The sequence below is a fragment of the Longimicrobium terrae genome (genome assembly GCF_014202995.1).
Lineage (GTDB): Bacteria > Gemmatimonadota > Gemmatimonadetes > Longimicrobiales > Longimicrobiaceae > Longimicrobium > Longimicrobium terrae.
In genome coordinates this window covers 1-12,596 of the sequence record NZ_JACHIA010000021.1, presented here as the reverse complement: position 1 = coordinate 12,596, position 12,596 = coordinate 1, and the positions used below count along the sequence as shown (strand labels likewise).

At 70.0% G+C, this 12,596-nt stretch carries 13 protein-coding genes; 2 read left to right on the top strand and 11 right to left on the bottom strand.

Features of this window, described 5'->3' with window-relative positions; translation table 11 throughout:
* Positions 1-103 precede the first annotated feature (103 nt).
* From HNQ61_RS23140 to sdaAB, 5 genes are all read right to left on the bottom strand, one after another.
* Positions 104-1,033 (bottom strand): PspA/IM30 family protein, encoded by a 930-nt coding sequence (locus HNQ61_RS23140; protein WP_183685815.1) that lies wholly within the window; start codon positions 1,031-1,033, stop codon positions 104-106.
* 90 nt (positions 1,034-1,123) lie between these two features.
* Entirely contained in the window at positions 1,124-1,519 is a 396-nt protein-coding gene (locus tag HNQ61_RS23135) for a CesT family type III secretion system chaperone (protein ID WP_170035144.1), read from the bottom strand.
* The gene (locus tag HNQ61_RS23130; protein WP_170035145.1) at positions 1,519-1,788 is read right to left on the bottom strand and encodes a hypothetical protein; all 270 of its coding nucleotides are present in this window, start codon (positions 1,786-1,788) and stop codon (positions 1,519-1,521) included. Before HNQ61_RS23130 ends, HNQ61_RS23135 begins: the two co-directional genes overlap by 1 nt.
* Positions 1,789-1,871: 83 nt before the next feature.
* The gene (gene sdaAA, locus HNQ61_RS23125) at positions 1,872-2,759 is read right to left on the bottom strand and encodes an L-serine ammonia-lyase, iron-sulfur-dependent, subunit alpha (RefSeq protein ID WP_170035146.1); all 888 of its coding nucleotides are present in this window, start codon (positions 2,757-2,759) and stop codon (positions 1,872-1,874) included.
* Positions 2,760-2,926: 167 nt separating this feature from the next.
* Positions 2,927-3,592 carry an L-serine ammonia-lyase, iron-sulfur-dependent subunit beta gene (gene sdaAB / locus HNQ61_RS23120; protein ID WP_170035147.1) on the bottom strand — a complete coding sequence of 222 codons (666 nt, stop codon included), beginning with the start codon at positions 3,590-3,592 and terminating at the stop codon, positions 2,927-2,929.
* Positions 3,593-3,741: 149 nt separating this feature from the next.
* Here sdaAB and HNQ61_RS23115 point away from each other — a divergent pair, with 149 nt between their 5' ends.
* Together HNQ61_RS23115 and HNQ61_RS23110 are read left to right on the top strand one after the other, a co-directional pair.
* Complete coding sequence (locus HNQ61_RS23115; RefSeq protein ID WP_170035148.1) at positions 3,742-4,515, top strand: hypothetical protein; 774 nt, start codon at positions 3,742-3,744, stop codon at positions 4,513-4,515.
* An 83-nt stretch (positions 4,516-4,598) separates the two neighbouring features.
* Positions 4,599-5,009 (top strand): type II toxin-antitoxin system VapC family toxin, encoded by a 411-nt coding sequence (locus HNQ61_RS23110; protein ID WP_170035149.1) that lies wholly within the window; start codon positions 4,599-4,601, stop codon positions 5,007-5,009.
* Between the two features lies 1 nt (position 5,010).
* Here the strand turns inward: HNQ61_RS23110 and HNQ61_RS23105 are convergent, their stop codons facing one another.
* From HNQ61_RS23105 to HNQ61_RS23080, 6 genes are all read right to left on the bottom strand, one after another.
* A complete protein-coding gene (locus tag HNQ61_RS23105) occupies positions 5,011-5,553 on the bottom strand; it encodes a DUF2939 domain-containing protein (RefSeq protein ID WP_170035150.1) in 543 nt (180 codons plus the stop codon).
* A gap of 206 nt (positions 5,554-5,759) precedes the next feature.
* Entirely contained in the window at positions 5,760-6,542 is a 783-nt protein-coding gene (locus HNQ61_RS23100) for an alpha/beta hydrolase (protein WP_205761556.1), read from the bottom strand.
* A gap of 32 nt (positions 6,543-6,574) precedes the next feature.
* Positions 6,575-7,765: a hypothetical protein gene (locus HNQ61_RS23095; protein WP_170035151.1), complete on the bottom strand. Its 1,191-nt coding sequence runs from the start codon at positions 7,763-7,765 to the stop codon at positions 6,575-6,577.
* Positions 7,766-7,886: 121 nt separating this feature from the next.
* Positions 7,887-8,630 carry a hypothetical protein gene (locus HNQ61_RS23090; RefSeq protein ID WP_170035152.1) on the bottom strand — a complete coding sequence of 248 codons (744 nt, stop codon included), beginning with the start codon at positions 8,628-8,630 and terminating at the stop codon, positions 7,887-7,889.
* A gap of 204 nt (positions 8,631-8,834) precedes the next feature.
* The gene (gene uvrA, locus HNQ61_RS23085) at positions 8,835-11,747 is read right to left on the bottom strand and encodes an excinuclease ABC subunit UvrA (RefSeq protein WP_170035153.1); all 2,913 of its coding nucleotides are present in this window, start codon (positions 11,745-11,747) and stop codon (positions 8,835-8,837) included.
* 667 nt (positions 11,748-12,414) lie between these two features.
* The coding region (locus HNQ61_RS23080; RefSeq protein WP_183685813.1) for a transposase at positions 12,415-12,596 on the bottom strand (182 nt) is incomplete at its 5' end.

Here is a 12,596-nt window from a genome sequence, read left to right as displayed (position 1 = left end):
CCGGAGAAGTGAAGAATAGGAAAGGATTGATCGGAAAGGTGCTCCCTTCGGGCCGCGCCGGAGCGCCGCCGCCCGGAAGGGCGGCGGCGCGTTCAGCGGATGATCAGGCGCGGTTCAGCGCGTCGATCTGCGCGGCCAGGTCGCCGTCGGGGGCGGCCTGGGGCGGCTGCGCGCGGGTGGCGTCCGGCTGGGCGTAGGCGGTGCGCTCGGCGGCGGTGTGCGCGCCAGCGTCGTCATCCACCAGCTCCGCGTCCTGCACCGTCATGTCCTGCCCCATTCCCTGTCCCGCGCCCAGCCGCCGTGAACCGGCGCCGGACTGCGGAAGCGCGGCCGGCGGCGCGGCCTCGGCCGGGGGAAGAATGCCCATCTGCTGCTTCATCTCCAGCAGGCGGTACTCCACGTCGGAGCTGCTGCCAGCTTCCAGCGCCTTGAACTCCTTTTCCAGCGGATCGCCGTTCAGCTCTTCCGAGACTTCGGCGGCGGCCAGGGCCAGGCGCTCGTTGTGCTCGATCTTCTGCGCCATGCGCTCGAACGTTTCGAACGCGGACGAGTCCGACAGCCCGGCCATCGTCTCGTGAATGCGGCGCTGCGCCTGGGCGCGTTTCTGCTTGGCTACCAGCAGGTTCTTCTTGCGCTGCGCCTCTTCGATCTTGACCTGCAGCTGTCGCAGGGCGTCCTTGACCTTTTCGGTGTCGGAGGCCTGCTTCTGCCAGGTGTCGTGCAGGCTCTGCGCGCGCTGGGCGTACTCCTGCTGGCGCGTCAGCGCCTGGCGGGCCAGGTCGTCGCGGCCCTGCTGCAGCGCGAGCATGGCGCGGCGCTCCCACTCCTGCGCCTGCTTGGCCTCGGCCTCCACCTGCGACTTGAGCTTGCGCTCTTCGGCGATGGCGAGCGCGACCTCCTGCTTGGCCCGGGTCTGCTGCTCGCGCATGTCGATGATGACCTGCTCGAGCATCTTTTCCGGGTTTTCGGCCCGGGCGATCAGGTCGTTCAGGTTCGACCGGACAAGGGTCGACAGCTTCTGGAAGATTCCCATCGGATCCCAACGTGTAGGTCCCGGGCGGAAACGCGCGTGCGCGGCTCCGGGGGGACGTGCCTGGTCAGCGGAAAAGAACGGCCGTGCGCATCAGCAGTCGCGATACCCCGCCAGCGAATCCAGGTGCGTGGCCAGCGCCATCTGAAACGAATCCACCGTGGCCTGGAACTCGTTGAAGTCCAGGTTTTCCAGCTCCAGCGACTCGGTGAGGATCACGTCGTCCTCTTCCAGCCCGTACGCGGCGTGCACGAGTTCGGTGGCGTTGGCGCGCAGGAGGGCGCGGTACAGGTCCGAGCACTTCTGCTGGTCCTGCGGCACGTCCAGCACCTTCAGGCGAAACACCAGCAGCGGCGGCGCGTGGTTGATCACCAGGGGCGCCCCGCCGTCCTGCTCGTCGGGGTAGGCCGTCCACATTCCCTCGGCCACTTCCTCGAACTCCAGGTCCATGCGGTGCAGGAAGTTCACCACGTCCTCGCGGTTCACCATCAGCGGCTCTCCGGATTGTTTGTCGGAAGCCCGGGCGCGGGCAGCGCGCCGGGCGAACGGGTCTGGCCCTGTCCAAGCAGCCCCACCATGAACGACTGTTCCTCGCTCAGGCGGCGCACTTCGGACTGCAGGGTGTCCATTTCTTCGCGCAGGCCACGGATCTGGGCGTCACGCGAAGCGATGTCCGAGTCGCCGGTGGAGCGGGGCAGCGCGGTAATGACCATGCGCGCCGCCAGCCCCACGGCCAGGATCAGGATTACGATTCCCATGTCCGTTTTCTCATGCAGCGGGGGTACGTCGCGCCCCGGCGCAAAGTTTCACCCGCGGCCGGCCGCCCGGCGGCGGGCGAAGGTCAGGAGCTGGCGCCGGAGGGACGGCTGGTGGGGCGGATCTGCACCAGCCGGCGCGCGGACGGCGTGGCGGCCAGCCCGCCCATGGCGGTTTCGCGGTAGGCGCTGGGCATGCGCCGCCCCACCTCGCCCATGACGTCGATCACTTCGTCGGCGTTCACGGGAAAGTCCAGCCCGGCCAGCGCCATTTCGGACGCGGAGATGGCCTGCATGGCCGCGCTGGCGTTGCGGTAGATGCAGGGAATTTCCACCAGCCCGCCGATGGGATCGCAGATGAGCCCCAGCATGCCCTGAAGACAGAGGGCGATGGCGGTGCTGATCTGGTCCGGCGTGCCGCCGTGCAGCCAGGTGACGGCCGCGGCGCCCATGGCGGCGGCGGTCCCCGTTTCGGCCTGGCAGCCGCCCTCGGCGCCGGCCAGCGAGGCGCGCTGCGCGATCACCCCGCCCACGCCGCCCGCGACCAGCATGGCGTCGATCAGCTTTTCCTCGCCCAGCCCGTCCGCGAACTCATCCACCGAGATCAGGATCGCCGGCAGCACCCCCGCGGCCCCCGCCGTGGGCGCCGCGACGATCAGCCCCATCGCCGCGTTCACCTCCAGCGTGGCGATGGCGCGCGCCAGGGTGATGGTGACGCGTTCGCCCAGCATGCGAGGCCCGTTGTCCCACAGCCGCTTGGCGCGCCCGCCGGTCATCCCGGACGCCGAGCGCACCTTGCCCTCCAGCCCCTCGTCGATGGCGCGGCGCATGACGCCCAGCGTGTGCGCGATGCGGGCGCGGATCTGCTCGGCGGGAACGCCGGTTTCGCGCGACTCCGTTTCCAGCACCACCTGCGGAATGGGGCGGCCGGACTGTTCGGCGTCGCGGAGCAGCGATTCGATGGACTTGTGCATGAGGAACTGCAGGGAATAGGGAATAGGGAATGGGGAATAGGCTGCAAGAGCGGTGCGAGGACATCCCGGCGGTGTCTGATCGGCTGCCCTCCCGTCGGAGCCGTGCTCCGGCCGGCCCCCGCGCCGGACCCCCTATTCCCTATTCCCCATTCCCTATTCCCTGATCTTTACGCAATCCTCGGCACGGCCCGAGCCCACCGCAGCCACGGAAACGACCGGATCGCTCCCAGCGCGGCGTCGCTCACCGGCTCGTCGGCCTCAATGGTCATCAGCGCGTCCTGATGCCGCCCGGTGCGGTCCACGCGCATGGTGGCCAGGTTCACGTGGTGGGCGGAAAGGATGGTGGCCACCGCGGCGATGGTCCCCGGCTCGTCGTGCGCCAGCAGCACCACCGTGTGGTACGCGCCGCCCAGCGCCACGGGAAAGCCGTCGATCTCCGACACTTCCACCCGCCCGCCGCCCAGCGACGCGCCGCGCACCACCAGGCTGTCGTCCGCGCGGTCGATGTGGAAGATGGCCGTGTTGGGGTGCGCCTCGTCGCCCAGGTCGATCTCCTCGAACTCCCAGGTGAGGCCCGCGGCGCGCGCCTCCTCGTAGCCTTCGCGCAGGCGCAGGTCGTCGGGGGCCAGCCCCACGAGCCCGCCCACGATGGCGCGGTGCGTTCCGTGGCCTTCACCGGTGGCGGCAAAGGAACCATGCAGCTGAATGCGCACGCGGTCGGGCGTTCCGCCGGCAACGGCGCGCGCAATCAGCCCCAGCCGGCAGGCGCCGGCCGTGTGCGACGAGGAAGGACCTACCATCGTCGGACCCAGGATGTCGAAGAGAGATACCATGCCGGGCAAGATAGGCGCGCGGGCGGCGGGGTGCCAGACGCTCTCTCCGAGCCACGTTGCGGACCGGTTTTGTGGACGGTCTGGACCGGTTAGCGGATCGCTGTTAAACTGGACGGAGCGCGATCCGAATGAACCGGAGGAGTGTCCCCATGATCACGATCGACGACCGCGAAACGCTGTGTCTTGTCGGCCACGTGGCCCGGGAGAGCGGCCTGTGCCGGACGGAGGCCTTGCGCGCCGCCCTGCGCCTGAAGGTGCACGCGGCCCGGAACACGGCCGCGTACCTGGACCGCCGCGAGGAGGAATGGCGGCGCGCACGGGTGCGCGGTGAGCCGGCGCCCCCGGCTCTCTCCCCCGCCGAACGGGCGGAGCGGATGGAGTACGGCGCGCCGCTGCACCGTCACTTTCCGGATCTTGTCCCCTGCCGCGATCCGGTGGAGCCGTGCGGATGCGTGTGGAATCTGGAGGATGAGGAGATCCAGGCGCTGCTCGCCGAGGTCGCGTGCGGGATGTCCGCCGAGCCCGGCGACGCGCTGCGGACGGTGCTGCGCGACCGGGCCGTCGTGCTGCGCCGCACGGCGGACGCGCTGGCCACCATCGGCAGCACGGAGCGCGGGGTGCGCGCGCACATGCTGGGCGAGGTGGTGTGCATCACGGTAGACACGGCGCCGGAGCCCCGGCCGTTTCAGGACCCCGCACTGGAGGAAATCGCGCGGGAGGTGGCGCGGGAGATGGGTGCCGACAAGCTCCCGGAGATCCGTCAGGCGCTGCTCGTCTGCCCCGAGCAGGCGCGCGACATCGCCGATTCGCTGCTGTGGATGGAGCGGAACATCTGGTCCAAGCTCCCGCCCGGCGTTCGAGGGACGATCATCTCCAAAGAAGAACGCGAGGAAATCCTGGGCTACGGCCCGGACGGATACTAACGCAGACGCATGAAGAGGAGGTGCTTGGTGAATGATCGTGAGGTCGTAGCCTCGTCCGGAAATGAATCGGAGGTAGCCACCGCATGATTCTGGATACTTCGGCGGTGATCGCGATCATCCTGCAGGAGCCGCAAGCCGGATTTCTGATCGCGAGAATGCAAATGGCGTCAGAAGTGGCCATCGGGACGGCGACTCTGGCCGAGTGCGGCGTCGTCCTGGTAACCCGCAAGAAAGGACAGTGGCGCTCGCTGTTGGACGAGTTCTTCAGCCGGCATGAAGTCGCGGAGATCGATTTCGCGTCGCGGCACTGGCCCGTAGCTGCCGCCGCGTATGCGCGCTACGGAAAGGGTAGCGGCCAGGGAGCGCGGCTCAACTTCGGGGACTGCCTGAGCTATGCCATGTCGCGCGTCGAAGACCGTGCACTGCTGTACATCGGGAACGACTTCGGAAAAACGGACCTGGACGTCATCAGCCCGCCCGCCGGCTACCTGTGAGCTACTGCTCGACGTCGGCGCCGGGGAGGCGGACGCTGGCCAGCTTCCAGCCCAGGCCGTCGCGGTGCAGGATGAGCGCGAGCCGCTCCGCGCCGGAATCGCGGTCCCGGTAGCGCACCTCGAAGCGGTTGGCGCCCGCGTAGCCCCGGTCGATGTCCAGGTTGGCGCGCAGCGGCTCGTCATCCTCGTCGCGCGTGCGGCGGCTTCCGGGCGCGGTGCCCTGCGTCAGCGCGGCGATGCCGGATGGGGTGAGCGCCGCGTCCACCACCGGGCTGGCCAGCGCGCCTGCCGCGAACCCCGTCAGGGCGCCGATCCGCGATCCCGCGCGGCCGGCCATCTGATTGGAGACCGCGGACCGCACGTTCTCCTTCAGGCTGGTGCGCAGGGCGGGGAAGTCCACCAGCTGGCTCAGCCGCTGGGTGTCGCCCGACTCCGCGGCGCGCTGCACGGCGCGGATGGCCAGGTACGGCGTACAGTACAGCCACGCGGCAACCGCGCACGCGACCAGGGCCAGAAAGGGGAACAGCGTACCGCGACGGCGCATGGAAGAACTCCAGGAAGATCGGGGATGGGGCGAGGCGGATGTGTACCCGCTGGTGCCGCGCGGGTGCCGGGCCGAGACAGGCCGGGCGCGACGCGATCCGGCATCCAGAACGGGCGGATGCGCACCACGGTTTCAGGCGGGGTGATCCGGGCAGTCGGCGCCTCGGAGTACGCCGCGGCCGATCCACCCTCAACCGCACCAGTGATTCAGCGCGGCGGCGGCGCGGGGAGCGAGGCGGCGAAATCGCGCAGCGTGTGCCAGTACGCCTCGCCCGCGACGAACACGAGATCGTTGTGCCCGGCGCCCTGAACCCAGAACTCGCGCGCGTTCCCCGGGGCGAGGGCGCGCAGCCGCTGCCCGTGCGCGAACGGAATCACCTCGTCCGAGGTGCCGTGAATCACCAGCACCGGCGCGGTGACGCGGGGGAGCTTGTCGACCGTCCGGAACCGGTCGAACGGCAGCACCCGCACCCGGCTGAACACCCCGCCGACGCTGGTGAAGGTGCTTTCCAGAATCAATCCCGCGACAGGGCGGCGCGCGGCCAGATCCGCCGCGGGCCCGCCGCCCAGCGAGCGGCCGTGGACGATGATGCGGTCCGCGGGCACCCCGGCGGCGCGGGTGAGGTAGTCGAACGCGGCGTCCTCGTCGCGGTAGGCGGCCTGCTCGGACGGACGGCCGGTGCTGAGGCCGTAGCCGCTGTAGTCGTACGCCAGCACGCTGAAGCCCGCGTCCCGCAGGTCGCGCAGAAAGGGCATGTCCTGCGCGAGGTCTTCGCCGTTGCCGTGGCTGTACAGCACGGTGTACCGCGCGTCCGGATTACGCAGGTGCACGGCCGCCACCACGCCGCCCCCGTCGCGCGGCAGCAGCAGGATGTCGGGCGTACGGGCGTAGCGCGCGGCCGGCGGCATGAAGATCAGCCGGTCCGCGGCCACCCACATCAGCAGCGAGAACCCGGCGTAGATCAGGCCCAGCAGGAGCAGATAGCGCATGGCGGCGCGGAGTACGGTGGCGCGAGTTAGCGTCACGCGAGGGCGGCGGGAACGGCGGGGACGGTGGACGCGGCGGCGGGCGCGTCCGCCGCGGGCTTCGGCGCGCCGATCAGCCGCTCCACGAGCAGGATGGTGCGGGTGCGCACGGGCTCGAACGCCAGCCCGACGGCGACACCGGTGAGCACGCCCCCCGCCCGGTCGCTGAGCCCCAGCCGCGCGCCCACCCAGCCCTGCAGCACCTGCTCCAGCGTGGCAAAGAGAATCACCGTCATCAATCCCACCGCGCTGGCGACGGCGGTGCGGCGGATGGCGAGCGCCGGGTCAAGCGCGCCCGAGCCGAACATGGCGAACGCAAGGCAGGCCAGCAGCCCCAGAAAGCCCGCCAGCAGCGACAGCGCGAACCAGTAGGGAACCGGCGGCGTGTATCCCGTGGCGCTCTGCAGCAGCCGGAGCGCCGAGGCGATGAGCGCGACGGCGGCGGCCAGCACGCACCCCTCCAGCACCCAGAAAATGCGGCGCCGCTCCGGGGCATCCGCGCGGCGGTAGCTGGCCCGCAGGTTGGCGAGGGCGATCACCAGCGTGGCGAGCAGCGCGGCGACGGTGGCATACCGGGCAGCCACGCCCGCCAGCCGCAGTCGCGCGCCGCCACCCTCGATCGCGATGTTCACCATCTGCGGGATGACGACGACGATCGCGCAGAACCACGCGGCGGTGCGGCGCAGGTTCCGCTCATCCATCGTCCACGCCTGCGCGGCCGAGATGGCGCGGGCCGGGCGCGAGCGGGCGCGCGGCTGCACGTCCGCAGGGTGCAGCGGGCGGGGAAAGACGGCGGAGAAGCGGATGAGCATCGCCATTCCCGCCACGGCCATCAGGGGGAGCAGCGTGTCCAGCGACATCATGGCCCAGCGGGGAAGGCCGCTCGCCGTCAGCATCCACCAGACGGATTCGCCGGCGAGCGGATACGAGAGCAGGGCCAGAAAGGTGGCCAGCACGCGCGCGTCCTGCCGGTCCCAGCTGCGGAACGCCAGCACCAGCGCCAGCATGGCCGCCGCCGGCCCGCCCGCGCTCAGCAGCACCATCATCACCAGCAAATGGATGCTGAAGCCGGCGCCGCTCAGCCGGACCTCCTGCACGAAGCCGATGAGCGTCAGCGCGCCCAGCGCAAACGAGGTGGCGGAAAGCACGCGGACGAATCCGCGCAGCAGCGGGTGGGAGCTGGACATGGGGACTGCGGGGGTGCGGGAACCGCGGGGAGGCACTGCGCACAAGCTACGGCGGACGGCGGACTTGCGGAAGCGGAGCGCATCCCGGGCCCCGCCGGGCCCGGGATGCCGGCCACAGGTGCTACGGCTCGCTCACCAGAGACAGGGGCTGCTCCGTCCAGACGTTCACCGGCTCATAGTTGACCGTCGCCGGGCGGAAAACGTACAGCCGGGCCAGCTCCACAAAGGCCGGCTTCACCTGCGGGTCCACCGAGCCGCGGCTGAGATAGCTGTAGAGGACGTGCCCGTTGCGGCTCACCAGAAAGCGGAGCCGGAGGTTCATGGCGCCGTCCATGCCGGGATTGGCCAGCATCAACTGCTGAAACGCGGCGCGGACCGCGGGCCCGTTCACCGGAACGGGAGGGCACTCGATGTATTCCGTCCCCGGCGCCAGGGGCGGCTCGGTGCGCTGGGGCAGGGAGACCACGAAGTACTCGTCTTCCACGGGAAGCGTGGCCAGCAGAGGCGCGGCCTGGTCCAGCACGCCCTGCACCACGTCGCCCGCCACGTTGGCGTCCACGAACGCCCGCGTGGCGCCGGTCTGGTGGTTCACGAACTCCACCACCAGGTCGCCGTACGGTTCCGCGACGCCGGCCTGCCGCGCCGCCTCCATGATGCGCGCCTGAACGGTGTCGCGAATGGACTTGTTCGTGGAGTCGCGGCGGATCTCCTCCGGCCGGCGGCGGTCCGGACGCGCCCTGCGGGCCGGCATCCGCTCGCGCACGCAGCCCGGCTCCAGCGGCAGCTGGGAATCCTGCGCGGAGGCCGCACCGGGCGCGGCGGCGGCAAAGGCAAGGCTCGACAGAAGCAGCAGGCGGTATCGCACGGATGGAATCAGAATCGGGTGACGAGGGAGGGCCGAAAGCGCGGCCGGAGCGGGAACGGATGAATATCCGCCGAAAACGTCTGCCGCAAGCCGCGCCGGCCGTGACCGCCTTTCACCGCCCCCATCGGACGGCGATGACCGGCTGTTCACGACCATCTGCCCCGGACGCGCGAAGGGCCGCTCCGGAGAGCGGCCCTCAGTTCATCACGCGTTCTCAGTTTTGCGCGGCCGGCCGCGTTTGCGGGTGCCCGGCTCCGCGGGGGCGGCCGGTGTTTCCGCGGGCGCGGTCTTGCCCAGCAGCGTCTGCAGGAACCGCCCGGTGAACGATCCCTCCACCTGCGCCACCTGCTCCGGCGTTCCCGCCGCCACCACCGCGCCGCCCTTGGGCCCGCCCTCCGGCCCCAGGTCGATGATCCAGTCCGCGGTCTTGATCACATCCAGATTGTGCTCGATCACCAGCACCGTGTTGCCCCGCTCCACCAGCCGGTGCAGCACCTCCAGCAGCATCCGCACGTCCTCGAAGTGCAGCCCCGTCGTGGGCTCGTCCAGGATGTAGAACGTCTGCCCGGTGGCCAGCTTGCTCAGCTCCGTCGCCAGCTTCACCCGCTGCGCCTCGCCGCCCGAAAGCGTCGTCGCGGCCTGGCCCAGGTGAATGTAGCCGAGACCGACGTCCGACAGCGTCTGCAGCGAGCGCTTCAGGCGAGGGACGGCGTCGAACAGCTCAAGCCCTTCATCCACCGTCAGTTCCAGCACGTCGGCGATGGAGTGGCCCTTGTAGAACACCTCGAGCGTTTCGCGGTTGTAGCGCTTGCCGCGGCACACCTCGCACGGAACGTAGACGTCCGGCAGGAAGTGCATCTCGATCTTCACCAGGCCGTCGCCCTGGCACGCCTCGCAGCGCCCGCCCTTGACGTTGAAGCTGAAGCGCCCGGGCGTGTAGCCGCGCATCTTGCTTTCCGGCAGCTCCGCGAACAGGTCGCGGATGACGGTGAAAAGGCCGGTGTACGTGGCGGGATTGGAGCGGGGCGTGCGGCCGATGGGGGACTGGTCGATGTCCACCACCTTGTCCAGCAGCTGCAGCCCGTCGATGCAGTCGTGCGCGCCGGCCACCGTCTTGGCGCGGTAGAACTTGCGCGCCAGCACATTCCACAGGATGTCGTTGATCAGCGTCGACTTCCCCGATCCCGACACGCCCGTCACCGCCACGAAGCAGCCCAGCGGAATGCTGACGTCCAGCCCGCGCAGGTTGTGCTCGCGCGCGTTGCGGATGGTGAGCTCGCGCCCCTCCACCGGGATCCGCCGTTCCACGGGAATCTCGATGCGACGCTCGCCGCGCAGGTAAGCGCCGGTAAGCGACTCCTCCGCCGCGGTCACGTCATCCACCGAACCCGCGGCGATCACCTTGCCGCCGTGCCGCCCCGCGCGCGGGCCCAGGTCGACGACGTAGTCCGCGGCGCGGATGGTGTCCTCGTCGTGCTCCACCACCAGCACGGTGTTGCCCAGGTCGCGCAGCTGCTTGAGCGTTTCCAGCAGCCGCTCGTTGTCACGCTGGTGCAGGCCAATGCTGGGCTCGTCCAGGATGTAGAGAACGCCCACCAGCCGCGAGCCGATCTGCGTGGCCAGGCGGATGCGCTGCGCCTCGCCGCCGCTGAGCGTTTCCGCCGAGCGGCCCATCGTCAGGTACTCCAGCCCCACGTTGACCAGAAACGACAGCCGCTCGCGCACTTCCTTGAGGATGGGCGCGGCGATGTCGCGCGACATGGTCGGCAGGCCGTCCACATACTCAAAAAAGCCCAGCGACTCCGCCACCGGCATGGCCACGATGTCGCCCAGCGAGCGCCCGCCGACGGTGACGGCCAGGCTTTCGGGCCGCAGCCGCGCGCCGTGGCAGGTGCCGCACGCCAGGGTGCTCATGTACTCTTCCAGCGTCTCGCGCACGGAGTCGCTGCTGCTTTCCTTGTAGCGCTGCTCCACGTCGCGCAGAATGCCGGCCCACTTCAGCTTCTTGCTGATGGCCTTGCCACCCTTGGGCGCGCCCTTGTCGTCCGCGCCGTACATCAGCAGGCGGCGCACCTCGTCCGTCAGTTCCTGCCACGGAGTGTTGAGGTCGAAGCCCACCGCGTCGGCCAGCCCTTCCAGGATCGTCCCGCGCAGATGGCCGCGGGGCACGCCCCAGGGAAGGACGACGCCTTCCAGGATGGAGAGCGAGCGGTCCGCCAGGACGAGGTCCGGGTCCGGCTCCTTGCGCGTGCCCAGGCCGCCGCACGCCGTGCAGGCGCCGTAGGGGGAGTTGAAGGAAAACTGCCGCGGTTCCAGCTCCGGGATGCTGACGCCGCACTCCGCGCAGGCGTAGTGCTCGCTGAACAGCTCCGGCTCCGGATCGACGGCGTCCGGCGTGTGCGCCACAACCTGCACCACGCCGTCGGCGGAGCGCAGCGCCTGCTCCACCGCGTCGGCGATGCGCGAGCGGTTTTCGCCATCCACCGCCACCTTGCGCTCCACGTAGATGCTGATGTCGTGGTTGGAGCGGCGGTTGAGCACGGGGGGCTCTTCCAGGCGGTGCACCTCGCCGTCGGTGCGCGCGTGGGTAAAGCCCTTGCGGCGCATTTCCTCGAACAGGTCGCGGAACTCGCCCTTGCGGCCGCGCACGGCGGGGGCGAGCACTTCCAGCCAGGTGCCGGCCGGAAGCTCCATGAGCCGTTCCACGATCTGCTGCGCGCTCTGCCGGGCGACCGGCTTGCCGCAGGTGGGGCAGTGGGGGGTGCCCGCGCGTGCCCAGAGCAGGCGCAGGTAGTCGTACACCTCGGTGACGGTGCCGACGGTGGACCGCGGGTTTCGCCCGGCGGTCTTCTGTTCGATGGAGATGGCCGGCGAGAGCCCCTCGATGGAGTCGACGTCGGGCTTTTCCATCATGCCCAGGAACTGGCGGGCGTACGCGGAAAGCGATTCCACGTACCGCCGCTGCCCCTCGGCGTAGATGGTGTCGAAGGCGAGCGACGACTTGCCGCTCCCGCTCAGCCCGGTGATTACCGTGAGCTGGTCGCGGGGGATCTCGACGTCGATGTTCTGGAGGTTGTGCTCGCGTGCGCCGCGGACGATCAGGTTTTCTTCTGCCATCCCGAAAACTTACCGCAACGGGCGCCCGCTTTCAACCGTCCAGCGAACGCCGAACACATTTGTTCACCCGCGCTTGCGGCGGATGGGCGGGCGGGGGCGGTGCGGCGGGTGCCGCGGAGGTTGACGGACGGGGATGCGGGGAGGCGGAGAACGGGGCGCGGACCGCGGGCCGCGGCTTCGTGCGGAGAGGCGGAATCAGCTGCCAACCGTCCCCGGTGCAGGGAACGGACAACCGGCGCGCGCCCACCGCCTCGTGGCCCTCACCCCGCGTGCTGCGCACGACGACCCTCTCCCACAAACAGACGTGGGAGAGGGAGCACACCCCAGATTCGTGACGAGGAGAGGTTGGTGTGGGGGGGCGGGTTCCGGCCCGGCGGTTGAAACCGCGCCTCAAAAGACACGAAGTCCGCCTGCGCGGACTGCGGCGGACTAGGCTTGTTTTCCCGATGCAGTTGAAGCCCCGAACCGGATGCGCCAGCAGCGGGTTCGGGGGTTCCCGCTGTTTGAGAGCGTGTCCCGCAAACCTCTAATACGGGGCAGAGCGGGGCGACGACCGGCGTCAGTGCCGGAGCCAGGGGTGGGACGGGGTGGAGCGGAGGGCGATTCGTCGCTCTGGTGGCGCAGCGGAGGGTGCCGAGGGCAGGGCAAAGCGCGCATGCCCGCGCTTTTACGCCATTGCGGGCGTTGTCTGCCGATTACGGGCGCGCCAAAGCTTCAGCAGGTTGTGCGTGGCGCACCAAAGCGACCACTCCAGGCCGGCCTTGCGCTTGCCCCGGAGCATGAAGGTCCGCAGGCCGCGCGTCCGCATCTGGCCGAAGACCGGCTCGATCGTACTCTTCCGCTCCGCGT

Bases quoted from the DNA above. Each gene is read 5' to 3' on its own strand.
- HNQ61_RS23140 (WP_183685815.1), bottom strand. From the start codon at position 1,033: ATGGGAATCTTCCAGAAGCTGTCGACCCTTGTCCGGTCGAACCTGAAC.
- HNQ61_RS23135 (WP_170035144.1), bottom strand. From the start codon at position 1,519: ATGGTGAACCGCGAGGACGTGGTGAACTTCCTGCACCGCATGGACCTG.
- HNQ61_RS23130 (WP_170035145.1), bottom strand. From the start codon at position 1,788: ATGGGAATCGTAATCCTGATCCTGGCCGTGGGGCTGGCGGCGCGCATG.
- sdaAA (WP_170035146.1), bottom strand. From the start codon at position 2,759: ATGCACAAGTCCATCGAATCGCTGCTCCGCGACGCCGAACAGTCCGGC.
- sdaAB (WP_170035147.1), bottom strand. From the start codon at position 3,592: ATGGTATCTCTCTTCGACATCCTGGGTCCGACGATGGTAGGTCCTTCC.
- HNQ61_RS23115 (WP_170035148.1), top strand. From the start codon at position 3,742: ATGATCACGATCGACGACCGCGAAACGCTGTGTCTTGTCGGCCACGTG.
- HNQ61_RS23110 (WP_170035149.1), top strand. From the start codon at position 4,599: ATGATTCTGGATACTTCGGCGGTGATCGCGATCATCCTGCAGGAGCCG.
- HNQ61_RS23105 (WP_170035150.1), bottom strand. From the start codon at position 5,553: ATGCGCCGTCGCGGTACGCTGTTCCCCTTTCTGGCCCTGGTCGCGTGC.
- HNQ61_RS23100 (WP_205761556.1), bottom strand. From the start codon at position 6,542: ATGCGCTATCTGCTCCTGCTGGGCCTGATCTACGCCGGGTTCTCGCTG.
- HNQ61_RS23095 (WP_170035151.1), bottom strand. From the start codon at position 7,765: ATGTCCAGCTCCCACCCGCTGCTGCGCGGATTCGTCCGCGTGCTTTCC.
- uvrA (WP_170035153.1), bottom strand. From the start codon at position 11,747: ATGGCAGAAGAAAACCTGATCGTCCGCGGCGCACGCGAGCACAACCTC.